This is a genomic window from Neoroseomonas oryzicola (genome assembly GCF_012163135.1).
GTDB lineage: Bacteria > Pseudomonadota > Alphaproteobacteria > Acetobacterales > Acetobacteraceae > Neoroseomonas > Neoroseomonas oryzicola.
Window position 1 is genome coordinate 425,892 of record NZ_JAAVUP010000004.1, and the last position, 23,010, is coordinate 448,901.

At 70.6% G+C, this 23,010-nt stretch carries 22 protein-coding genes; 11 read left to right on the forward strand and 11 right to left on the reverse strand.

The window, feature by feature from the left end; genetic code table 11:
- Positions 1–24: 24 nt before the first annotated feature.
- From GWK15_RS16855 to GWK15_RS16880, 6 genes are all read right to left on the reverse strand, one after another.
- On the reverse strand, positions 25–993 hold the full coding sequence (locus tag GWK15_RS16855; protein WP_168042506.1) for a Bug family tripartite tricarboxylate transporter substrate binding protein: 969 nt from the start codon (positions 991–993) through the stop codon (positions 25–27).
- 66 nt (positions 994–1,059) lie between these two features.
- Positions 1,060–2,037 (reverse strand): Bug family tripartite tricarboxylate transporter substrate binding protein, encoded by a 978-nt coding sequence (locus GWK15_RS16860; RefSeq protein ID WP_168042507.1) that lies wholly within the window; start codon positions 2,035–2,037, stop codon positions 1,060–1,062.
- Between the two features lie 95 nt (positions 2,038–2,132).
- Positions 2,133–3,449, reverse strand: a complete 1,317-nt coding sequence (locus GWK15_RS16865) for an NTP/NDP exchange transporter (protein ID WP_168042508.1) — start codon at positions 3,447–3,449, stop codon at positions 2,133–2,135.
- Complete coding sequence (locus GWK15_RS16870) at positions 3,439–4,344, reverse strand: aldo/keto reductase (protein WP_168042509.1); 906 nt, start codon at positions 4,342–4,344, stop codon at positions 3,439–3,441. The genes GWK15_RS16865 and GWK15_RS16870 overlap by 11 nt, the downstream gene beginning before the upstream one ends.
- A gap of 134 nt (positions 4,345–4,478) precedes the next feature.
- Complete coding sequence (locus GWK15_RS16875; protein WP_168042510.1) at positions 4,479–5,111, reverse strand: flavin reductase family protein; 633 nt, start codon at positions 5,109–5,111, stop codon at positions 4,479–4,481.
- 23 nt (positions 5,112–5,134) lie between these two features.
- The gene (locus tag GWK15_RS16880) at positions 5,135–6,112 is read right to left on the reverse strand and encodes a 2-hydroxyacid dehydrogenase (RefSeq protein ID WP_168042511.1); all 978 of its coding nucleotides are present in this window, start codon (positions 6,110–6,112) and stop codon (positions 5,135–5,137) included.
- Positions 6,113–6,238: 126 nt separating this feature from the next.
- Between GWK15_RS16880 and GWK15_RS16885 the strand changes: the two genes are divergently transcribed.
- From GWK15_RS16885 to GWK15_RS26350, 9 genes are all read left to right on the forward strand, one after another.
- Entirely contained in the window at positions 6,239–7,030 is a 792-nt protein-coding gene (locus GWK15_RS16885; RefSeq protein ID WP_168042512.1) for an SDR family oxidoreductase, read from the forward strand.
- A gap of 12 nt (positions 7,031–7,042) precedes the next feature.
- On the forward strand, positions 7,043–8,308 hold the full coding sequence (locus GWK15_RS16890; protein WP_209442247.1) for a Zn-dependent hydrolase: 1,266 nt from the start codon (positions 7,043–7,045) through the stop codon (positions 8,306–8,308).
- Positions 8,309–8,394: 86 nt separating this feature from the next.
- Positions 8,395–9,033, forward strand: coding sequence for a VOC family protein (locus tag GWK15_RS16895; protein ID WP_168042514.1), 639 nt, complete (start codon positions 8,395–8,397; stop codon positions 9,031–9,033).
- Between the two features lie 83 nt (positions 9,034–9,116).
- On the forward strand, positions 9,117–10,004 hold the full coding sequence (locus GWK15_RS16900; protein WP_168042515.1) for a LysR family transcriptional regulator: 888 nt from the start codon (positions 9,117–9,119) through the stop codon (positions 10,002–10,004).
- An 85-nt stretch (positions 10,005–10,089) separates the two neighbouring features.
- Positions 10,090–10,887 carry a putative hydro-lyase gene (locus GWK15_RS16905; protein WP_168042516.1) on the forward strand — a complete coding sequence of 266 codons (798 nt, stop codon included), beginning with the start codon at positions 10,090–10,092 and terminating at the stop codon, positions 10,885–10,887.
- A 64-nt stretch (positions 10,888–10,951) separates the two neighbouring features.
- Positions 10,952–13,027, forward strand: coding sequence for a hydantoinase/oxoprolinase family protein (locus tag GWK15_RS16910; RefSeq protein ID WP_209442248.1), 2,076 nt, complete (start codon positions 10,952–10,954; stop codon positions 13,025–13,027).
- Positions 13,027–14,700 (forward strand): hydantoinase B/oxoprolinase family protein, encoded by a 1,674-nt coding sequence (locus tag GWK15_RS16915; RefSeq protein WP_168042518.1) that lies wholly within the window; start codon positions 13,027–13,029, stop codon positions 14,698–14,700. Before GWK15_RS16910 ends, GWK15_RS16915 begins: the two co-directional genes overlap by 1 nt.
- 108 nt (positions 14,701–14,808) lie before the next feature.
- Positions 14,809–15,558 carry a bestrophin-like domain gene (locus GWK15_RS16920; protein WP_168042519.1) on the forward strand — a complete coding sequence of 250 codons (750 nt, stop codon included), beginning with the start codon at positions 14,809–14,811 and terminating at the stop codon, positions 15,556–15,558.
- Positions 15,559–15,765: 207 nt separating this feature from the next.
- Complete coding sequence (locus tag GWK15_RS26350; RefSeq protein ID WP_272870054.1) at positions 15,766–15,888, forward strand: hypothetical protein; 123 nt, start codon at positions 15,766–15,768, stop codon at positions 15,886–15,888.
- 16 nt (positions 15,889–15,904) lie between these two features.
- Here the strand turns inward: GWK15_RS26350 and motA are convergent, their stop codons facing one another.
- Positions 15,905–16,771 carry a flagellar motor stator protein MotA gene (gene motA / locus GWK15_RS16925; RefSeq protein WP_168042520.1) on the reverse strand — a complete coding sequence of 289 codons (867 nt, stop codon included), beginning with the start codon at positions 16,769–16,771 and terminating at the stop codon, positions 15,905–15,907.
- Complete coding sequence (locus GWK15_RS16930) at positions 16,768–17,811, reverse strand: flagellar motor protein MotB (protein WP_168042521.1); 1,044 nt, start codon at positions 17,809–17,811, stop codon at positions 16,768–16,770. Before GWK15_RS16930 ends, motA begins: the two co-directional genes overlap by 4 nt.
- Positions 17,812–17,899: 88 nt before the next feature.
- On the opposite strand from GWK15_RS16930, the gene GWK15_RS16935 reads away from it, so the two are divergent.
- Positions 17,900–18,778 carry an N-formylglutamate amidohydrolase gene (locus tag GWK15_RS16935; RefSeq protein ID WP_168042522.1) on the forward strand — a complete coding sequence of 293 codons (879 nt, stop codon included), beginning with the start codon at positions 17,900–17,902 and terminating at the stop codon, positions 18,776–18,778.
- Positions 18,779–19,038: 260 nt separating this feature from the next.
- Positions 19,039–19,827: a lytic transglycosylase domain-containing protein gene (locus GWK15_RS16940; protein ID WP_168042523.1), complete on the forward strand. Its 789-nt coding sequence runs from the start codon at positions 19,039–19,041 to the stop codon at positions 19,825–19,827.
- 6 nt (positions 19,828–19,833) lie between these two features.
- On the opposite strand, the gene GWK15_RS16945 is transcribed toward GWK15_RS16940, so the two are convergent.
- Genes GWK15_RS16945 through GWK15_RS16955 form a run of 3 tightly spaced genes read right to left on the reverse strand, consistent with a single transcriptional unit; the run spans position 19,834 to position 22,972 of the window.
- Complete coding sequence (locus GWK15_RS16945; RefSeq protein WP_168042524.1) at positions 19,834–20,964, reverse strand: CaiB/BaiF CoA transferase family protein; 1,131 nt, start codon at positions 20,962–20,964, stop codon at positions 19,834–19,836.
- Positions 20,961–21,803 carry an HAD family hydrolase gene (locus GWK15_RS16950; protein ID WP_168042525.1) on the reverse strand — a complete coding sequence of 281 codons (843 nt, stop codon included), beginning with the start codon at positions 21,801–21,803 and terminating at the stop codon, positions 20,961–20,963. Before GWK15_RS16950 ends, GWK15_RS16945 begins: the two co-directional genes overlap by 4 nt.
- 2 nt (positions 21,804–21,805) lie before the next feature.
- Positions 21,806–22,972: an acyl-CoA dehydrogenase family protein gene (locus GWK15_RS16955; RefSeq protein WP_168042526.1), complete on the reverse strand. Its 1,167-nt coding sequence runs from the start codon at positions 22,970–22,972 to the stop codon at positions 21,806–21,808.
- Positions 22,973–23,010 lie beyond the last annotated feature (38 nt).

Consider the following 23,010-nt stretch of genomic DNA (forward strand, 5'->3'; position numbering starts at 1 on the left):
CGGTCCTCGGGTCGTGTGTCTGGGTCACTCGGGCCGGATGCCGAGCTGGCGGATGACGGCGCCGAAGGCCTCGCGCTGCTCGGCGAGCAGGGCGCGGAATTCGTCCGGCCCGCGCGGAATGGCCTCGGTGCCGATGGCGGCGAGCCGCTGCCGCGTCTCCGGCAGCCTCGACGCCTCGGCGAGTTCGGCGGAGAGCCGGTCGAGGATGGGCCGTGGCGTCGCCGCCGGCGCCATCATGCCGATCCAGCCGATGTAGTCGTAGCCGGGCAGGTTCAGCGCCTCCTGCAGCGGGGGCACCTCCGGCATCAGCTCCGTGCGCCGGCCGACCGTGCTGCCGAGCGCGCGCAGCTTGCCCTCGCGGATCAGCCCGCCGCTCGCGGCCAACGTCTCGATCGCGAAATCCACCTGGCCGCCGAGCAGCGCGGCCATGGCCGGCCCGCTGCCCTGGAACGGGACGTGCAGCACGTCGACCTCGGTGCGCGCGACCATCAGCGCGGTGAGCAGGTGCTGCGCGCCGCCGACGCCCGAGGAGGCATAGCTGTGCTTGCCCGGATCCCGCTTCAGCATCTCGATCAGCCCGCGCGCGTCGCGTGCCGGGCTGTCGGCGCGCACCACGAGGAAATAGGGCGAGCCCGAGAAGGTCGCGATCGGCGCAAGGTCGCGTTCCACGTCGTAGGGCAGGCGATGCAGCAGCGGCCCGAAGGAGATCGGCCCGATCGAGGCGGCGAGCAGCGTGTAGCCGTCCGGCGCCGCCTTCGCGACGAAGTCCGTTCCGATCGATCCGCCGGCGCCGGCCTTGTTCTCCGGCACCACCTGCTGGCCGAGCTTCTCGGACAGCCGCTGCGCCATGATGCGCCCGACCAGGTCCGTCGCCTGGCCCGGCGGCCAGGGCACGATCAGCCGGATGGTCCGGTTCGGCCAGGGCGCCTGCGCGATGGCGGGGCGCGCGAGCAGCGGCAGGGCCGCGAGCGCCAGGTGACGGCGAGCGATCATGGACGTTGTTTCCCTTCCCGCCGACCATCCTGCCGCAACGGGACGGGGCCGCAAGGGCGCGCGGCGCTACTCCACGCTGACGCCCGCGCGGCGGACCACGGGCTCCCAGCGTGCCGCGTCCTCGGCGACGAAGCGGGCGAAGGCGGCGGGGCTCGCGCTCGGCTCGACGTCGAGGCCGCCTTCTTCGAGCTTCCGGCGGATCTCGGGGTCGGCGAGCGTCGCGGACAGCGCGGCGAACAGCCGCTCCACCCGGTCCGGCGGCGTGCCGCCGGTGGTGAACAGCGCGTACCAGGTCGCCGCCTGGATGTCGGGGAAGCCGGCCTCCCCGGTGGTCGGCACGTCGGGCAGCGCGGCGTTGCGCCGCGGCCCGGCGATGGCGAGGGCGCGCACCGTGCCCGCCTGGATCTGCGGCTGCATCGGCGCGAGCGCATTGGTGAAGACCTGGATGCGCCCCGCGACCACGTCGTTCATCGCCGGCCCGGTGCCGCGATAGGGCACGTGCTCCATCTCGACGCCGAGCACCTGGGTGATGAGCGCGCCCGCCGCATGCCCCGTGCTGCCGACCCCCGGCGACGCGTAGTTCAGCGGCGGGCTGGCCGCGCGCGCGGCGGCCTGCAGCTCGCGCAGGGTGGTCGCGCGGACCGAGGGATGCACCACGATGACATTCGCTCCGCTGCCGATCATGCCGACCGGCGCGAAGGCCGTCGCCGGATCATAGGGCAGGCGCTTCCGCACGAGCTGGTTGATCGTCAGGCTGCCCGACCCGCCCAGCAGCAGCGTGTAGCCGTCCGGCGCGGATTTCGCGACGACCTCGGCGCCAAGCGCGCCGCCGGCGCCGCCGCGGTTCTCGATCACCACCGGCTGGCCGAGCCGATGCGACAACCCGTCCGAGACCAGCCGCCCGACAATGTCGTTGGTGCCGCCCGGCGGCCAGGGGATCACAAAGCGCAGCGGGCGGTCGGGATAGGCCTGGGCGAGGGCCGGGGCGGGCAGCGCGGCGGCGAGCAGCAGCAGGCTGCGCCGGCTGGGCGCGAACTGGGTCATGGACAGATCCTCTCCGGCGCGCGGCCTTGCCGGGCCGCGAATTTGCGACCCAGGCTGACCCCGGCACGCCGGACTGTCCAGTGCGGCCGCCCCTGTCAGGCCGCGTCGCGTTCCATCCGCTGCTGCCGCCAGCCGAGCCACAGGCTCAGCGCCGCCCAGGCGATGCAGATTGGCACGGTCGCCGCCGCGATGCCGCTCAGGCTCAGCCCGAGGGCGATCAACCCGGCATAGGACCAAGCCGCGACCTGGTCGCCGCCGCGATAGACCACCGTGTCGATGAAGTTCTTGGCCTTGTAGCGGTCCTCGCGCGGGACGGCGGTGAACAGCACCTCCCGCGTCGGCCGGGCGAGGGCGAAGTTGCTGACGCGCCGGGCCACCTGCACCACCACGAAGACCGCGACGGTCGGCCAGGTCGACAACGCGGCGAAGCCGAAGACGGACAGCGCCGGCAGGATCGCGAGCATCACCGCGACCCCGAGCCAGGCCGTCAGCCGTCCGGTCAGGAACAGCTGCAGTCCGAGCGTCAGCGTGTTCACCCAGAAGTCGATATTGGCGAAGAAGGCGGTGCGCGCCGCGCGGGTGGGGAAGTTGGCCTCGGCGATCGAGGCCTGCTGGAAGTAGAGCACCGTCGAGGTGATGGAATAGAGCAGGATGAAGGCCGCGATGCCGAGCAGGTAGGGCGAGCGCAGCGTATGCGTCAGCCCCGCGAAGATGCCGCCGCCGAGCGGCCGGTGCGGATCGTCCCCCTGCACCGAATGACTGAAGGCGTCGGAGATGCGGGACAGGCGCCGCACCGCGAAGACCGCGACCTCGAGCAACAGGATCGAGGCGAGCAGCAGCCAGTTCTGCCCGACATGCTCGACGAGGCCGGAGGTCACGGCCGAGCCCGCGATGCCGCCGAGCGTCGCGCCTGCAGCGAGGAAGCCGAACAGCCGCTTGCCCTGTTCCGCGTCGAACACGTCGACGATGAAGGACCAGAAGACCGAGACGACGAACAGGTTGAAGACCGAGGTCCAGATGAAGAAGGCCCGGCCGATCCAGACATGCTGCTCGGGCGTCGCCACCGTCAGCAGCAGCATGAAGACCAGCAGGTTCAGCATGAAGAAGCGGTAGGCGATCGCGATGAAGGTCTCGCGCGGCCAGCGCCGGACCGCGTAGGCGAACAGCGGGTTGACCGCGAGCATCGCGAGCAGCGTGCCGGTGAAGAGCCAGGGCAGGTTGCGCACCCCGCCCGCGACGCCGAGCTCGTCGCGGATCGGGCGCAGCACGTAGTAGGCGAGGAAGAGCGCGAAGACGTAGAGCCACGACCAGGCGAGGGCGCGCGCTTCGCCGGGGCGGAGGTCGATCACCCGCCGCAGGAAGCCCTGGATCGCCCCGCCCGCCGGAATGGCGGCCGCGGCGTCAGAGGCCATCGATGAACTGCTCCATCCGCCGGCGCATCGCCGCGTCCGGCATGCGGCCCCGTGCGGCGTTGAGGTTGTCTTCGACATAGCGCGCCTGCGCCATGCCCGGCACCGCGCAGGTCACCGCGGGGTGGGAGACCAGGTACTTCAGCATGAACTGTGCCCAGGTCGTGACGTCGATCTCGGTGGCCCAGGCGGGCAGCGTCTTGCCCTCCGTCGCGCGGAACACGCTGCCGCGGCCGAAGGGCAGGTTGATGAAGACCGCCATGCCGCGCTCGGCAGCGAGCGGGATGATGCGCTCCGCGGCGTTGCGGTTGTCGAGCGCGTAGTCGATCTGGATCGAATCCAGCGTCTCGCGCCGCATCATGGCTTCGAAGGCCTCGTACTGCCGGTCGAAGGAGGTGGTGGCGCCGACATAACGGATGCGCCCGGCCTGCTTCAGTTCGCGCAGATAGGCGAGCTCATTGGTGATGTCGCGCAGGTTGTGTACGGCGATCAGGTCGATGCGCTCGGTGCGCAGCTTCCGGAAGGAGTCCGCGATCTGCGCGCGGCCCTGCTCGATGTTGTCGACGCCGACCTTGGTGCAGACGAACAGGTCCCGGCGGATGCCGAGATTCGCCATGATGTCGCCCATGATCCCCTCGGCATTGCCGTAGGAGGGGGCGGTGTCGACCACGGTGCCGCCGAGTTCGTGGAAGCGGCGGAAGGTGTCGCGCAGCGGGGCCATGTCGGCCTCCGTCCGCGCTTCCTCGTAGCGGCGGGCGGAACCGAGGCCGATGATCGGGACGAGTTCCCCGGTGCTCGGGATCGGCTTCTTCAGCAACGGGGCCTGTTGGGCGAAGGCCGGCTTCAGGGCGGCGCCGGCGGCAAGGCCCGCCAGCAGGGTACGGCGGCGCAGGGTCATGTCTCGTCCTCTCGGCTGGGCGGGGCAGGGACCTCGGCCGGCGGATCGGCGCCGGCGCATCCGCAACGATTGTGACGTCGGGCCGGGCGAATTCAAGGGATCGCCCGGCCTTGGACGCGGCTATTACGCGTCGCTCACTTCTTCCGCGCTTCCCAGTCGGCCAGCGGGATGCGGTGGATCTCGATCCGGTCGGTGGTGCGGGCATACCAGCCGCGCCCGTGCATGCGGCCCACCAGGTCGAGCCGCGGCGTGTCGAGATAGAACTTTGCTGCGTCCAGCACGCAGTCGTCACGCACCTCCATCGCCACGACCTTGCCGAGCACGATGGTGTGGCCGTGGGTCGGGACGAACTGGAACACCTCGCATTCCAGCGCGACCGGGCTTTCGGCGATGCGCGGCACCCGCACCTTCGAGGACGGCGCGGTGGTCAGGCCGGCCTCCTCGATCTCGTTCACGCCCGGCGGGAAGTCGATGGCGGTGATGTTCATCTGCTCGGCGGTGGGGGCCGAGACCAGGTTCACGACGAACTGCCCGGTCGCCTCGATGTTCGCGAGCGTGTCCTTGGGCGCGCCCTGCGGCCGCTTGGAACAGCCGATGCCGACGACCACCGGGTTGTCCGAGAAGACGTTGAAGAAGGAATAGGGCGCGGCGTTCACGCGCCCCTCGCGGTCCTGGCTGACCACCCAGGCGACCGGGCGCGGCACGATCGCGGCGACGCAGAGCTTGTAGGCCTGGTCGTGCGGGATCTTCGTGAAGTCGAACTGCATGGCGGGGTCCTTGCGGTGGGAATTCAGGCGGCGCGGTAGGGCGGTTCCTGGCCCTTGATCAGCAGCGCCTCGAGGTTCTCGATGCAGCGCGCGCCCATGGCATCGCGCGTCTCGATGGTGGCAGAACCGAGATGCGGCAGAAGCGCCACGTTCTCGAGGTCCATGTAGCCCGGATAGACCTTCGGCTCGCCGTCATAGACGTCGAGGCCCGCGGCGCGCAGATGGCCAGAGCGCAGCGCGGCGACCAGCGCCTCGTCGTCCACCGTGGTGCCGCGGCCGGTGTTCACCACGATGGCGCCCCGCTTCAGCTTGGCGATCCGCGTCGCGTCGAGCCATTTCCGCGTCTCGGCCCCGCCCGGGATGTGCATCGACAGCACGTCGATAGCGCCGAGGAAGCTGTCGTCGTTGTCGTGGTAGACCGCGCCCTGTTCGAGTTCCGGCGCGACGCGGCTGCGGTTGCGGTAATGGATGGTCATGCGCATGCCGCGCGCCATCTGCGCGAGCTCCCGCCCGATCCGCCCGAAGCCCAGGATGCCAAGCGTCTTGCCTTCCAGCGTCACGCCCATCAGCTGCGTCGGCGCCCAGCCGGTCCAGGCGCCTGCGCGGACCATGCGCTCGCCTTCGCCCGCGCGGCGGGCGGCCATCAGCATCAGGGTGAAGGCGATCTCGGCGGTCGCGAAGGACAGGACCTCGGGCGTGTTGGCCACCGCGATGCCGCGCGCCCTCGCCGCGGCGAGGTCGATATGGTCGGTCCCGACGCTGAAGGTCGCGAGGATGCGGACGGAGGGCGGCAGCGCCGCGATGGTCTGGACGTTCAGCGCATCGCCCGCGGCGCAGAGGATGCCCGCGGCGCCGGTCTCGGTCGCGCGCCGGACGATCTCGGCGCCGTCACGGTACCAGGTCTCGTCGGCCGGGTTCAGCCGCGCGTCGAACATCGCGGCGAGCCGGTCCTGCACCCCTTCCGGCAGCTTCCGGGTGACGAGGACGACGGGCTTGGCCATGGGCTCTTCCTGCGGGATTCGTGGGACGGGGCCCGCACCATGGCGCGGGGCCGCCCGTCTTGCCAGGGGGCGGGGGAGGAGGCAGGGTCCGGCCGGGTCCAGGAACAGGACGAAGGGAACACGACTATGGATCTCGGTCTGAAGGGCAAGCGCGCACTGGTCATGGGCGGCGCCAAGGGTCTCGGGCGGTCGATCGCCGATGCGCTGGCGGCCGAGGGCACGGTGCTGACGATCAGCGGCCGCGACGTCGCGGCGATGGACAAGGCCGCGGCCGACCTCAAGGCGCTCGGCGCGCCGGCGGTCACCGTCGTGCAGGCGGACGTGTCGAGCGGCGAGGAGATGGACAAGCTCGCCGACGCGGCCGTGAAGGCGATGGGCGGCGTCGACATCCTCGTGCTGAACCACGGCGGCCCGCCGGTGTGCACCGCGTCCGAGATGAAGGAAGCCGACCTCACAAAGTGGTTCCAGAACATCGTCGTCTCGCCGATCCGCATCACCATGAAGCTGATGCCGGCGATGCGGGCGCAGAAGTATGGGCGCGTGATCGTGGTCGGTTCCTCGGGCATGCAGCACCCGATCCCGACGCTCGCGCTGTCCAACACGCTGCGTGCCTCGATCTGGGCCTGGCTCAAGACGCTGGCGGCCGAGGTCGCGGCGGATGGCGTGACGATGAACATCCTCGCCCCCGGTTCGATCCGCACCGACCGCATCACCCAGACCGCCGCGGTGCGCGCCGAGAAGGCCGGCACGACGGTGGACGAGGAAATCGCCAAGGCCGGCAAGGAAGTCCCCGCCGGCCGTGTCGGCGAGCCGAAGGAATACGGCCCGATGGGCGCCTTCCTCGCAGGGACGACCGGGGCCTACATCACCGGCACGATGGTCCGCGTCGATGGCGGCCGCGTGCGGTCGATGCTCTGAGGAGTCATGCCGATGCTGCCGAACCTGACCCCCGACATGGATCTCGCGGCCGAGCTCTTCGCGGGGCTCAGGGCCGGCAGCGCGGATGGCGAGGGCGTGACGCGCGAGGCCTATGGCCCCGGCGAGCGCATGGCCCATGCCCTGGTGCGCGCGGCGGCCGACCGCATCGGCCTCGAGAGCACGGTCGACGTCGCGGGCAACCTCTACATGACGCTGCCCGGCACCGACCGGGCGGCGAAGCGGCTTGTCATCGGCAGCCATCTCGATTCCGTCCGCCAGGGCGGGAACTACGACGGCGCGGCGGGGGTGCTCTCGGGCCTCGCCGCCGTGGCGGGGATGAAGCGCGCGGGCTTCGTCCCCGGGCGCGACATCACCGTGATGGCGATCCGGGCCGAGGAGGCGGGCGCCTGGTTCCCGGTCTCCTATCCCGGTAGCCGCATGTCGCTCGGCCTGCTGAAGCCCGATGGGCTGGCGATCAAGCGCCAGGATTCCGGCCGGACGCTCGCCGACCACATGCGCGAGGAAGGCTTCGACCCCGATGCGGTGGCGCGCGGGGAGCATGCGCTCGGCGCGCACAATGTCGCCGGCTACCTTGAGCTGCACATCGAACAGGGACCGGTGCTGGACACCGAGCAGGTGCCGATCGGCATCGTCACCGGCATCCCCGGCAGCCGCCGCCTGCGCCAGGCGCGCGTCGTCGGCGAGTACAACCATTCGGGCGCGACGCCGCGGAAGTATCGCCGCGACGCGGCCGCGGCGCTCGCCGAACTGGTGCACCGCATGGACGAGGAATGGTGCCGCCTCGACACCATGGGCCATGTCCTGGTCTGCACCTTCTGCACCATGGCGACGACGGCCGAGGCCGGCTTCACCAAGATCGCGGGCGAGGCGGAATTCTCCCTCGACGTGCGCAGCGTCAGCCCGCACGCCTGCGACCTGATGTTCGAGGCGATGCACCGCTTCATGGCCGATATCGAGGCCCGCCGCGGCGTGCGCTTCGAGCGCGGCCCCGAGACGGGCAGCCGCGCGGCCATCATGGACCCCGGCATCCGCGCCGGCCTTGCGCGCGCGGCGGATGCGCTCGGCATCGCGCATCTCGACATGGCCTCGGGCGCCGGCCACGACGCGGCGGCCTTCGCCGAGGCGAAGATCCCGTCCAGCATGCTGTTCGTGCGCAACCAGAACGGCAGCCACAACCCGCACGAGGACATGCGGATGGAGGACTTCGCCGCGGCCTGCGCCGTCGTGCAGCGCTGGGCGGCGGAGGCCGCGCAGTAGCGATCGGGCCTCCACGCCACCCCGCCGGGGCCCTACGGCCCCCTGGATCCGCGGGACCATGGCGCCGGCACGGGAATGTCAGCGGAATGCTAAGGCTCGACCATCTGACCGTGATCGCGCCCACCCTGGCCGAAGGCGTGGCGCATGTGCGCGCCTGCCTCGATCTCGATGTGCCCTTCGGCCAGCGCCACACCTACATGGGCACGCACAATCATCTGCTGCAGCTCGGGGACATGACCTATCTGGAGATCGTCGCGTTGGACCCGGATGCCGAATCCCCGGGGCGCCGCCGCTGGTTCGGCCTCGATGACCAGACGCAGGTCAGGCGGGATTGGGATGCCGGCCGGCGCCTCCGTGGCTGGGTCGCCCGCACGGACGACATCGACGGCGTGATCAGGGATCGCGAGGCCATCTTCGGGCGCAAGGTCCCGCTGCCGGCGATCGCGCCGGCATTCGATTTCGCCATCCCGGAGGATGGTTCCCTGCCATGGGGTGGCGCCATGCCCTCCATCATCGACCGGCGGGGCAAGCCACGGGCCATGGCCGCCATCGCCGACCTCGGCGCCCGCCTTCGGGATTTCTCGCTCGAGCACCCGGACGCGGATCGCGTCGCGACCTTGCTGCAGGATCTGGCCGTGGACCGGCCGCCGGCCATCCTGCCGGGCGCCGCCCTGCGCTATTCGGCGCGCATCGACACGCCGGCCGGCCCCAGGGCGCTTCACTAGGCCAGCCGCCCCCGACCGGGTTTTGCCCTAGGTTCGTGGGCGGGGGCGTCCGGACAGGGCAAGGCCCCTCATCGAAAGGCCCCATGCGCGACCTCCGTTCCCTCGAGACCGTCATCTGGGTCGTCCGCCTCGGCGGCTTCCGCGCCGCCGCGGCGCGGCTGAACACCACCCAGTCGGCGGTCTCCGCCCGCGTCGCGCAGCTCGAACAGGAACTCGGCATCCGCATCTTCCAGCGCGGTGCGCGCGTCACCCTGACGGCCGAGGGCAGCGCCCTGCTGCGCTACGCCGAGCAGATGGTCGACCTGCGCGAGGAGATGCTGCGCGCCATCGCCGACCCGGCGGCGATGCGCGGCCTGCTGCGCATCGGCATCTCGGAGACCCTCGCCCACACCCTGCTGCCGCGCCTGGTGCAGCGGATCGGCGCGGCGCATCCCGGCATCGTGCTCGACATGGTGGTCGACATCACCCCGGCGCTGCGCCAGCACCTCGTCGCCGGGCATATCGACATCGCCATGCTGGCCGGCACGGTGGACGACCCGCGGGCGGTGAACCAGCCGCTCTGCTCCTACCCGCTCGGCTGGCTGGCGAGCCCCGGCCTCGGCCTGCCGGACCGGCCGCTGCGCCTTTCGGAGCTGACCCGCTGGCCGATCCTGAGCTTCTCCCATGACACGGAGGTTTCGGCGGCGCTGCGCGGCCTGTTCGCCGATGCCGGCGTGCCAGGGGTGCGGCTGTGGGGCAGCACCTCGATCGCGACCATGGCGGAACTGGCCCGCGCGGGGGTCTGCATCAGCGTCGTGCAGCTCGTTGCCGCGGAACGGGACCTGGCCGAGGGCCGGCTGCGGCGGCTGGAGGTCGAGGACGTCGCCCTGCCGGATGTCGGCTTCCACGTGGCCTATATCCGCAAGCCCGACAGCCATGTCGCGGCGACCATCGCCGCCCTGGCCCGCGACCTGGCCGGCGCCCCCGACTGATTTTTTCGATCACCCCGATCCAGATTTCGCGTTCGACAGGCGCCGCGCCGGGGGCTGGAATGCCGGCCCGACCGAGGAGGCTTCCATGGACCACGCGCCATCGCAGCACGAGACCGGCTGGGACGTCCGCCAGCGCATCCGCCGCGGCGCCTGGACGCAGCCCACCCAGGGCATGGCGCCGGGCTATGTCCAGGCGAACCTCGCCATCCTGCCCCGCGACCTGGCGGCGGATTTCCAGCGCTTTTGCATGCTGAACCCCAGGCCGTGCCCGCTGCTCGCGACCTCGGAGCCCGGCGACCCCTCCCTGCCGACCTTGGGCAATGACATCGACATCCGCACCGACATCGGCACCTACCGCGTCTGGCGCGACGGCGTGATGACCGAGGAAGTGCATGACATCGCCCATCTCTGGCGGGACGACCTGGTGGCCTTCCTGCTCGGCTGCTCCCATTCCTTCGAGGAGGCGCTGCTGGCCGATGGCCTGCGCCTGCGCCATTTCGACGAGGGCAAGGCCGTCCCGGTCTACACCACGAACGTCCCGACCACGCCGGCCGGGCCCTTCCACGGCCCGCTGGTCGTCTCCATGCGCCCCTTCCGGCCGGCCGAGGCGATCCGGGCCATCCAGATCACCTCCCGCTTCCCCTCGGTGCACGGCGCGCCGGTGCATATCGGCAAGCCCGAGATGATCGGCATCCATGACCTCGCGAAGGTCGATGCCGGCGGCGTGGTGACCGTCGCCGAGGACGAATTGCCGCTGTTCTGGGCCTGCGGGGTGACGCCCCAGGCGGTGGTGGCCGCCAGCAAGCCGCCCTTCTGCATCACCCACGCCCCCGGCTGCATGCTGGTGACCGACCTGCTGAATTCGCGTCTCGCGGTCTTCTGAACCCCTCTGGCGCGCGCTATGCATGGCGCGCGCAGTCCCTGCCCCAGGAATCATGACCTCCGACATGGCCAAAGCACGCCTCGCCGTCGACATCGGCGGCACATTCACCGACCTCGCCATCGAGAAGGGCGAGCAGCGCTGGACCACCAAGGTGCTCACCACGCCCGCCGCGCCCGAGAAGGGCGTGCTGGAGGGCGTGACGCAGGTGCTCGCCAAGGCCGGCATGGAACCGGGCGACCTCGACCTGCTCATCCACGGCACCACGCTTGCCACCAATGCGATCATCGAGCGCAAGGGCGCGAAGACGGCGCTGCTGACGACCGAGGGCTTCCGCGACGTGCTCGCGTTGGCCAATGAGGCGCGCTACGACCAGTACGACCTCAACATCGACCTCCCCCAGCCGCTGGTGCGCCGCCGCTGGCGCGTGGCCGTGCCCGAGCGCCTGGACAATACCGGCAAGGTGCTGCTGCCGCTCGACGAGGCGGCGGTCCGCCAGCAGGTCGAGTTCCTCAAGGGCGAGGGCATCGAGAGCCTCGCCATCGGCTTCCTCCATGCCTTCGTGAACCCGGTGCACGAGAAGCGCGCGGCCGAGATCGTGCAGGAGATGTGGCCGGGCATGAAGGTCTCGCTGTCGAGCGAGGTCTCCCCCGAGATGCGCGAATGGGAGCGCTTCTCCACCACCGTCGCGAATGCCTATGTCCAGCCGCTGATGGCGTCCTATCTCGGGCGCCTCGAGGTCGGGCTGCGGGCGGCGGGGCTGACCTGCCCGCTCTTCCTGATGCTCTCGGGCGGTGGCCTGACCACCATCGAGACGGCGTCCCGCTTCCCGATCCGCCTGGTGGAATCCGGGCCCGCGGGTGGGGCGATCTTCTCGGCCCACGTCGCGAAGCAGCGCGGCTTCGACAAGGTGCTGTCCTTCGACATGGGCGGCACCACGGCGAAGGTCTGCCTGATCGACGGCTTCCGCCCGCAGGCCTCCCGCACCTTCGAGGTCGCGCGCGTCGGCCGCTTCAAGAAGGGCTCCGGCCTGCCGCTGCGCATCCCCGTCATCGAGATGGTGGAGATCGGCGCCGGCGGCGGGTCCATCGCCCAGGTGGACAGCATGGGCCGCATCCAGGTCGGCCCGGAATCGGCCGGCGCCGATCCCGGCCCGGCCTGCTACGGCCGCGGCGGCACGCATCCGGCGGTCACCGACGCGAACCTCTCGCTCGGCCGCTACGAGCCCTCGCTCTTCGCCGGCGGTTCGCTGCCGCTGAAGCCCGAACTGTCGCTCGCCGCGCTCGCCGAGCATGTCGGCGGCAAGCTCGCGCTCTCGGCTGAGATGGCCGGACTCGGCGTGGTCGAGATGGTCGACGAGAACATGGCCAATGCCGCCCGCGTGCACGCCATCGAAAGCGGCAAGGGCTATGAAGGCCGCTTCGTCATCGCCTTCGGCGGCGGCGGTCCGGTGCACGGCTACCGGGTGTGCGAGAAGATCGGCGTGAAGCGCATGCTGGTGCCCTCGGGCGCCGGCGTGGGTTCGGCCATCGGCTTCCTGCGCGCGCCCGTGGCCTATGAGGTGGTGAAGTCGCTCTACCAGCGCTTCGGCACCTTCGACCTCGCCGCGGTGAACGGGCTGCTGTCGTCCATGTCGGCCGAGGCGACGAAGGTCGTCTCCGAAGGCGCCTTCGGCGCGGCGGTCGAGGAAACGCGCATCGCCTACATGCGCTATGTCGGCCAGGGTCACGAGATCGCGGTGCACATCCCGCCGCGCGCGCTGACCGCGGCCGACGTTGCCGCGATCCGCGCCGACTACGACGCCGAATACACCCGCTTCTACGACCGCCCGGTGCCCGGCTCGGACGTGGAGATCCTCTCCTTCGCCGTCACCGTCCGCACCGTGGAAGCGCATGTGGAACCGGTCGCGCCCGTGCCCGACGCCCCGGCGCCGACGCCGATCCGCACCCAGATGGTGCGCGACACGGCGACCGGCGAAGTCGCCGAATGGCCCGTCTATGACCGCGAGCACATGAACCCCGGTGCCACGATCCACGGCCCCGCCATCGTGGCGGAGGCGGAGACCAGCACCCTGATCGGCCCATCCTGGACCTGCCGGATGGATGGGCTCGGTTACCTCGACCTGACGCAGGAGGCCGCGTGATGAGCAAGGAAACGGGCGCGCTCGCGCAGATCCAGCGCCAGATCCAGTGGAACCGCCTGATCGCGGTGGTCGAGGAACAGGCGCAGACCATGATCCGCACCGCCTTCAGCACCACGGTGCGCGAGGCGGGCGACCTGTCGGCCGGCATCTTCGACCTCGAAGGCCGCATGCTGGCGCAGGCCGTGACCGGCACGCCGGGCCATGTGAACTCCATGGCGGAATCGGTCGGGCACTTCCTCAGGAAGTTCCCGGCGCACACGATGCAGCCGGGCGACCACTACATCACCAACGATCCCTGGCTCGCGACCGGGCACCTGCATGACCTCACGGTCGTCACGCCGGCCTTCCGCAACGGGAAGATCGTCGGGCTGTTCGCGAACACCGCGCACATCATCGACATCGGTGGCCTCGGCATGGGCCCCGAGGGGCGGAGCGTCTTCGAGGAAGGCCTCTATATCCCCATCGTGAAGTGCTTCGACCGCAACGTCCCGAACGAGACCTTCTTCGACTTCATCCGCGCGGGATCGCGCACGCCCGTCGAGCTGGAAGGCGACATCTACTCGCTGTGCGCCTGCAACGACGCCGGCGCCAAGCGGCTCGTCGAGATGATGGACGAGTTCGCGATGGGCAGCCTCGACGAGCTCGCCGGCTACATCTTCGAGGCAAGCACCCGCGCGACGCTGGCCGAGATCGCGAAGATCCCGCGCGGCACCTACAGCTCGGAGATCAAGTCCGACGGCTACGAGGCGCCGGTCACGCTGAAGGCCGCGATGACGGTGTATGACGACCGCATCGTGGTCGACTTCGCCGGCACCTCGGGCCTTTCCAACCGCGGCATCAACGTCCCGCCCGCCTATTGCCGCGCCTATTCCTGCTTCGGCATCAAGGTGGTGGTGGCGCCGGAAGTGCCCAACAACTGGGCCTCCCTGCTGCCCTTCCAGATGGACATCCCGGAAGGGTGCATCCTTAACGCCCCGCATCCCTATCCGGTCTCGGTGCGCCATGTCGTCGGGCAGCTGCTGCCCGACCTGATGATGGGCTGCTTGCACCAGGCGGTGCCGCAGCGGGTCAATGCGGAAGGCTCCTCGGCGCTTTGGAACCCGCCGCTGCGCGGTGGTTCCCAGGTCTCGGGCCAGGCGGCCGAGACCGAGGATTTCGAGATCATCACCTTCAACTCGGGGGGCACCGGCGCGCGGCCGGGCAAGGACGGGCTGGACGGCACGGCCTTCCCCTCGGGCGTGCGGACCATGCCGGTCGAGGCGACCGAGAACGTCGCCCCGGTCATCTTCTGGCAGAAGCAGCTCCGCCCCGACTCGGCTGGCGCGGGCCGCACCCGCGGCGGCTTCGGCCAGGTGATGGAGATCGGCGCGAAGGGCGATGCCGAATTCGCCGTGAACGCCATCTTCGACCGCGTCGCCAACCCCCCCAAGGGGCGCGAGGGCGGAGGCGAGGGCGCGGCGGGCTGGGTGGGCCTGAACGACCCCAACGGCACCGTGCTCCGCACCAAGGGCTTTCAGGTCATCCCGAAGGGCCGGCGCCTGCTGCTGAAGCTGCCGGGCGGCGGCGGCATGGGCGATCCGAAGGATCGCGATCCCGCCCTGGTGCAGCGCGACGTCGAGGACGGGCTCGTCAGCCCCGAGGCGGCGCGCCGGATCTACGGCCGCAAGGACTGACCCGGCGGGCGGCCCGGCCGCCTGCCCTGGCAACGACGCGCGCCCCTGGCCATGATCGGCCGGGGGCGCGTTTCGATTCGCGGCCCGACTGGAATGAGGCCGTTTCGCATGACCGTCGTGGTCGGTATCGCCGTCTTCGCCCTGACGCTGCTTTCCGGCCTGATCGGCCTCTGGCTGCATCGCCGGCTGCTCGATCATCACCGCAGCGACGAATCGAAGGATGTCGTCCGCCTGGTGCAGGCGCTGATCGCCTCCATGGCGACGCTGGTGCTCGGCCTCCTGATCGCCTCGGCCAGTTCGCACTACCGGGCGCAGGCGGATGGCGTGACGGCGCTCGCCGCCGACATCATGGTCCTCGACGGCGCGCTGGCTCATGTCGGCCCGGATGCGCGGGAAGCCCGGACCGCCCTGCGCGGCATGCTGGCCGCGGCGATCGCGAGCCGCGTGCTGGAAGCCGGCGCCGAGGCCGCGGTGGTCGACCCGGCCAGCATGGACGCCTTCTACAACGCGATCGCCGGCCTGCGGACCGCCACCCCGGCCCAGCAATCCGCCCAGCAGCAGGCGCTGGCCATCGCCTCGCGGCTCGTGCAGGCGCGGGCGCTGCTGATGGTGCGGGACGTGACGGACCAGGTGCAGTGGCCCTTCCTCGCGGTGCTCGTCTCCTGGCTCGCGATGCTGTTCCTCGCCATGGGGCTCTTCGTGCGGGCCAATTCGGTGATCCACGCGGCGCTGGTCGCCGGCTCGCTTGCCGTCGGCGGCGCGATCTTCCTGATCCTCGAGCTCGAACAGTCGCGCTCGGGCCTGCTGCACATCTCGGACGAGCCGCTGCGCTTCGTGCTGCAGCGCGTCGGCGGCTGACACCGCCGTTGCCTCGGCTGACGACGTGTTCCCGACTGCCGCCCCATCCCCGAATGGCCTCGATGCCGGTCCCCGCCGTCATGTCTTGCGCCTTCCATGGATCACGCCCGGCCGCAGCCGACCCTGGCGGGGTTGCATCATCGACGGCTAATGTGCGGCCCGCGACACGGGAAGTGCCGCTCCGACCGATGGTAAGGTCCCGGTGTCATGACCCTTCGTCTTGCATCCGTGCTGGCAATCCTCCTTCTCGCCGCAGGCTGCTGCGGCGCGGGCGCCAATTGCAGCATTCCGCCGCGTGGCGCCTACAACAACGCGAATGGCGGCGCCTGACGGCGCAACCGCACCGTCAGGCGATCTGCAGGTCCTGCAGGGCCTGCTCGAGTTCCTGGAAGCTCGGCATGCTCGCGCTGGGCACCAGCTTGCGGCCCGTCTCGACGGCGACCTGCGGCGCGTTGCCGTGCAGATGCGCCACGATCACCGCCTTGATCACGTCGTAGTAGCGCGCCTCCTCCTCGACCACGCCCTTCAGCCGCGTCGCGATCGGCCCGACGATGCCGTAGGCCAGGAAGACGCCGAGGAAGGTGCCGACCAGCGCGCCGCCGATCATCTTGCCGAGCACCGCCGGCGGCTGGTCGATCGAGGCCATGGTCTTGATGACGCCCAGCACGGCCGCGACGATGCCGAGCGCCGGCAGCGCATCCGCAACACCCTGCAGCGCGTGGGAGGGATGCAGCTCCTCCTCCCGGACCTTCTTCAGTTCGCGGCCCATCACTTCCTCGATCTGGTGCGGGTCGTCGGCGTTCATGCCGACCATGCGCAGGTAGTCGCAGATCATCAGGACGGCATGGTGGTCGGCCGCGATCCGCGGGAATTTCTGAAAGGCGGCGCTCTCCTCGGGCTTCTCGATATGCGGCTCGAGCGCCATCGGTCCCTTCGTCTGCGCCAGGCGGACCAGGTAGTAGAGGAGGGAGAGGATCTCCGTGTAGTCCTGCTTGTGGAAGCGCGCGCCTTTCACAACCTTCCCGAAGCCGCCCAGCGTGTGCTTGACGTCGTGCATCGAGTTCGAGGTGAGGAAGGCGCCGAGCGCCGCGCCGCCGATCATCATCATCTCGAAGGGCAGGGCTTTGACGATGATGTCGAACTTGCCGCCGGCGAGCAGGTAGCCGCCGAAGACCATGGCGAAGAGCACGCCGATGCCGAGCAGCGATGTCACGGGAGCGCCTCCGGCACCTGGCGCAGCAGGGTGATGGACACGCGCCGGTTCGCCGCGGCGTTGGGCTGGTCCGGCAGCAGCGGGTCGCGGTCGGCGCGCCCGCTCACGCTGCGGATTCGCGCCTCGGGCAGCCCGGCCTCGGTCAGCAGGCGCCGGGTGACGTTGGCGCGCTCGGCCGAGAGATCCCAGTTGCTGCGGTCCCCGCCGCCGCGGAACGGCGTCGCGTCGGTATGCCCGGCGATGTCGACCTGGTTGGGCAGCCGCGCCGTCGCCTGCGCCACGCGGGCGAGCAGCGCGCGCGCCCGCTCGTTCGGCGCCGCGCCGCCGAGGGCGAACATCGGCTGGCGTTCCGCGTCGAGCAGCTGGATGCGCAGCCCTTCCGGCGTCTGCTCGACGCGCAATTGCCGCGCGAGGTCGGCGAGCGCCGGATCGGCCGCGACGGCCTGGCGGATCTGCTCGGCCGCGCGGTCGAAGGCCTCGCGCTCGCGCCGGGCCAGTTCGCGGCGCAGTTCCGCCTCGCCCAGCGCCTCGGGCGCCGCCTCGGACGTCTCGGCGGGGCCGCCCCGCGGCGGCTGCGTCCCGTCCTGCGCGCCGGGCGGGCTGGTGGTGACCGTGCGCGGCCGCTCGGCATCCTCCGCGCCCTCGGGGCCTTCGCGCCGTGGCATCGGTCGGGCAGGGGTCTCGCTCTCGTCTTCCTCGATGTCCATCACGATGGGCAGGCGCCCCTGCTGGATGGTCATGGCCCCGGTGGTCGATGTCTGGTTGCCGTCGTCGTTCGGCGTCTGCCCGCCGAAGGGCTGGCCCGATCCCGAAACCGACCGCGCCAGCAGGTTGGTCGGCGCGAAATAGTCCGCCAGGCCGCGGCGCTGTTCCTCGGTGGTCGCGTTCAGCAGCCACATCAGCAGGAAGAAGGCCATCATCGCCGTGACGAAGTCGGCATAGGCGACCTTCCAGGCCCCGCCATGGTGCCCGTGCTCGCCGCCTTCCTCGCGCCGGATGACGATGGTCGCGCGACCGTCGCCTTTTGCCTTGCCCGCCATCGGGTCCCTGCATGGCGCAGGCCTGCTGACTATTTCGCTAACCGCGCCGCGTGACACGGCGCGGGGCCTGTGGTTAGCGTCGGTCGCGATGGATCTTCCCGCCCCGAGCCTTCCCGGACAGGACGCCACGGCGCCGCTGGTCATCCGCCGGCCGGCGCGGCAGACCGTGCCGCTGGTCTTTGCCTCCGCCCATTCGGGCCAGGACTACCCGGCGGAGCTGGTGGCCGAGGCGCGGCTCGCGCCCCTCGCGCTGCGGCGGAGCGAGGATTCCTTCGTCGACGAGCTCTTCGCCGCCGCCCCCGCCCATGGCGCGCCGCTGATCGCGGCGACCTTCCCGCGCGTCTGGTGCGACGTGAACCGGGAGCCCTGGGAACTCGACCCCGCGATGTTCGAGGGCCCGCTGCCGCCCTGGGTGAACACGACCAGCCCGCGCGTCGGCGCCGGCCTCGGCACCATCGCGCGCATCGTCGCGACCGGGGAGACGGTCTACCGCCGCCGCCTGACCTTCGCCGAGGCCGAGGCCCGCATCCGCGGCTGCTGGGAGCCCTACCACGCCTCCCTGGCCGAGCTGATCGCCCAGACGCGCGCCCGCTTCGGCTTCTGCCTGCTGATCGACTGCCATTCCATGCCGGCCCACCCAGCCCAGGCGGCCAACCCGCCGGACATGGTGCTGGGCGACGCCCACGGCACGGCCTGCGCGCCCCGCGCCACGCGCCTGGTCGAGGACCTGCTCGTTTCGCGCGGCTATCGCGTGCGGCGGAACGATCCCTATGCGGGGGGCTACGTGACCCGCCACTACGGCCGGCCGCGCGACGGCGTGCATGCGCTGCAGATCGAGATCGCCCGCGGCCTCTACATGAACGAGGTGCGGATCGAGCGCAGCCCCGGCTTCGCGGGCTTCGTCGCCGAAATGACCGACCTCGTTGCGCGGCTCTGCGCCGCGGACTGGACCTTCCTCCGCGCCTGATCCCCGCCGCCCGCTGCGGGGCGACGGAAAAAAGAAAGGCGGTGCCCGAAGGCACCGCCAAGTTTAGGGAGGAAACGTCCAAGAAAGACAGCGGGAGGCAATGCCTTGCCGCTGCGGGGGTTTAGATAGGCCTGCTTCGATGAGGCCGCAAGGGATTTTTTGCAGCGCAGCAAAACGGACGCGCCGCAATATGCGGATGCATATTTGTTGCGTGGCCCGGCGGCTGGACGTTCGGCACGCTGCTTGCGCCGCGCCCCGGCATGCCGCGACGTGCCGCCATCCTGATTCGCCTCCTGGTCCCGCTGCTCTGGACGATGCCGGCGCTGGCCGATCCGGCGCATCTCTGCCGCGCCGCGATCGCCGTCGCCGAACGGGAAGCCGGCATTCCCGCCGGATTGCTGCAGGCGATCGGCCGCGTGGAATCCGGCCGCCGCGACCCCGACAGCGGCCGTTTCGCCCCCTGGCCCTGGACCATCAACGCCGAGGGCCGCGGCATGTTCTTCCCGACGCGGGAGGCAGCGATTGCCGAGGTCCGGCAACTCCAGGCCGGCGGCGTGCGGTCGATCGACATCGGCTGCATGCAGGTGAACCTGCGCCACCACCCCGACGCCTTCGCAACGCTCGACCAGGCCTTCGATCCGCTGGCCAATGCCCGATATGCCGCGCGCTTCCTGACGGAACTGCAGGCCGCCCGCCAGGATTGGGGCCGTGCCGCGGCGCATTACCATTCCCAGACGCCCGACCGCGCCGAGGCCTATCGCGCCCGCGTCGCCGCCACCTGGGCCGAGGAACTGCGCCAGCCGGGCGGCGATCCGGCCGCCGAAGCCGCGGCACTCGCGGCCTTCGCGGGGCGGGCGCCGGCCGTTGCCTCGCTGGCGAACGGCGCCGACCGGGCGCGGGTGATCCCCTCGGCCGGGGGCGGGCAGGGGCGGGCGCTCGATGCCTACCGTGCCGCGCCGATCATGATGGTCGGGCGCGCGCCGGTCACCGCGGCGGCGCCACGCACGACGCCGCACATGCCGCTCGCCTTCTTCCGGCGCCCGCCGTGATCTGCCTCAGGCCGCGAATTCGGCTCGGATCGCCGCGCTGTGCTGGCCGAGCGAGGGCACCGGGCCGAAGGGGCGCTCGCCATCGGACAGGCGCGCGGCGGGCAGGGCGATCTGCACCGGGCCCTTTTCCGTCTGCACCGGCTTGCGCTTCAGCACGGGATGCTTCTGCAGGCCGCCGCAATCGTTGACGAAGCCGTAAGCCGTATTGGCCTTGCGCAGCTTCGCGGCGCAGTCCTCGCGCGTCAGCGTCGCGAACATCGCCTGGATATGCGCGTCCACCATCGGGCGATGCGCCACGCGGTCGTTGTTCACGGTGAAGCCGGGCCTCTGCGGCAGGTCGGGCTCGTCCAGGAAATGCGCGCAGAAGGACGCCCATTCGCGCTCGTTCTGGATCGCGATCAGCACGTCGTGCCCATCCTTGGTCTGGAAGGCGCCATAGGGGCAGATGGACGGATGCGCGAGGCCGATGCGCGGCGGGTTCTTCCCCGTGCCTTCGTATTGCAGCAGCGGCACCGACATCCAGTCCGCCATGCCGTCGAACAGGCTCACCGCGATCCCGCGCCCCTGGCCGGTGATGCCGCGCGACAGCAGCGCCTCGAGCACCGCGGTATAGGCATGCATCCCGCACGCGATGTCGCAGGCCGAGACGCCGACGCGCCCGGGGCCCTCCGCGCGGCCGGTCACGTAGGCGAGGCCGGTTTCCGCCTGCACCAGCAGGTCGTAGGCCTTCATCGTGGCGTAGTCGCCTTCCTCGCCATAGCCCGAGATGTCGACGGTGATCAGGCGCGGATGCTTCGCGCGCAGTTCGGCGCTGCCGAAGCCTGCGCGCTTCATCGCGCCGGGGGCGAGGTTCTGGATGAAGACATCCGCCTTGGCGATCATCCGCTCGAGCAGCGCCTTGTCGTCAGGCTTCTTGATATCGAGGCAGACGCTCTCCTTCCCCCGGTTCAGCCAGACGAAGTAGGAGGACAGGCCGTTCGCCACCGAGTCATAGCCGCGCGCGAAGTCGCCCTCGGGCCGCTCGACCTTGATCACCCGGGCACCCGCGTCGGCGAGGCGCGAGGCGCAATAGGGCGCGGCCACCGCCTGGTCCATCGCGACGACGAGAAGCCCTTCGAGGGGGCGCAGTCCGCTCATGCTTCGCTCTCCGGCGTGGGTGCTGTGACCGCCTCGCGCGCGGCGAGCAGGTCGAGGATGGCGAGGACGCGGCGTTCGAGCTCGGCCCCCTCGCGGTAGTCGGCGGGCACGGCGCAATGCACGCGGCCCTCGGCGATCAGCTTGCGCGTCCGCGCCGCGCGGCCGGCGTCGCCGTCCGGGTGGACGGCGATCGAGTGGCCGCCGAGTTCCTTCACGGTGCGGAAGCAGGGAATGTCCGTATCGCCATCGCCGATGAAGATCATGTTGGCGAATGGCACGCGGCGCCGCTCCTGCGGTTGATATGCGTTCACCGCGGTATCGTCCGCCAGGTCGAGCGCGTCCTTGTTGATGCGGAAGAGGTACTGCGTCTTGGTCGTGTAGTTCACCGCGATCGCCGGCGCGATCGCCGCGCCCGAGGCGTTGTAGAGGAAGCCCGAGGCGAAGACGGCGCGGAAGTGCTTCCGGATCGACGTCCCCTCGATCAGTTCCCGCAGGCCCGAGGAGATGACGTAGTGCTCGACCGAGAGGCCCCGCGCGGCCGCTTGGGCGTCGATCCGTTGGAACCAGGTCTCGACGCCGGGGAACAGCCTGATGCCTGCGCCGTGCTGCGCCCAGTCCTCGCGCCGCATCGGTATGTCATGCGCCGCCGCCTCGACCAGCATGCGATGCATGTAGGTGAGGATCTTGTCGCCCTGCTGATCCTTGGCGAGTGCATTCGCGCGGTCCCAGAAGGCGCGCTTCTCGAGACCGAGCTTCGGCAGGAACACGTGTTCCTGCATGTTGCCTTCGGCGAGCGTGCCGTCGAAGTCATACGCGATGGCGACTGGCACGCCGGCCATGGTCAGTAGCTCCGCGGCATCCCCAGCACGTGCTCACCGATATAGGACAGCACCAGGTTCGTGCTGATCGGCGCCACCTGGTACAGGCGGCATTCGCGGTACTTGCGCTCGACGTCGTATTCCTCGGCGAAGCCGAAGCCGCCATGGGTCTGGATGCAGGCCTCGGCCGCCATCCAGGCGGCGTCGGCGCAGAGCATCTTGCCCATGTTCGCTTCCTCGCCGCAGGGCAGGCCGGCCTCGAACTTCTTCAGCCCCTGCTGCAGCAGCGCCTCGGCCGCGCGCATCGCGGCATAGGCCTTGGCGATCGGGAACTGCACGCCCTGGTTCTTGCCGATCGGGTGGCCGAACAGGACGCGCTGCTTGGAATACTCCACCGCCTTGTTGATGAACCACTTGGCGTCGCCGATGCACTCGGCCGAGATCAGCATGCGCTCGGCGTTCATGCCGTCGAGGATGTAGCGGAAGCCTCGGCCTTCCTGGCCGACCATGTTCTCCGCCGGCACTTCCATGTTGTCGAAGAAGACCTCGCACGAGTTGTGGTTCATCATCGTGCGGATCGGGCGGATGGTCAGGCCCTTGCCGAGGGCGGCCTTCATGTCGACCAGGAAGGTCGACAGCCCCTCGGTCTTCTTCTTCACCTGGTCGCGCGGCGTGGTGCGCGCCAGCAGCAGCATCAGGTCGGAATGCTCGGCGCGGGAGGTCCAGATCTTCTGGCCGTTGACGATGAACCTGTCGCCTTCGCGCTTGGCGAAGGTGCGCAGCGCGGTGGTGTCGGTGCCCGAGGTCGGCTCCGTCACGCCGAAGGCCTGCAGGCGCAGCTCGCCGGTCGCGATCTTGGGCAGGTACTTGCGCTTCTGCTCCTCGCTGCCGTGCTTCAGCACCGTGCCCATGGTGTACATCTGGGCGTGGCATGCGGCGGCGTTGCAGCCCGAGGCGTGGATCTCCTCGAGGATCGCGGCGGCGGCCGACAGCGGCAGGCCCGAGCCGCCGTATTCCTCTGGGATCAGGGCGGCCAGCCAGCCGGCCTCGGTCAGCGCGGTGACGAATTCGGTCGGGTAGCCGCGGCGCTGGTCCAGCTCGCGCCAGTATTCGCCGGGGAAGCGGGCGCAGAGCTTGCGCACTTCCTCGCGGATCTCGGCGTGGCTGTCGGTCGGCGTCTGCATGTCCATCGGTTTTCTCCCGTAGCCGCTGGGATTAGGCCCCGTCG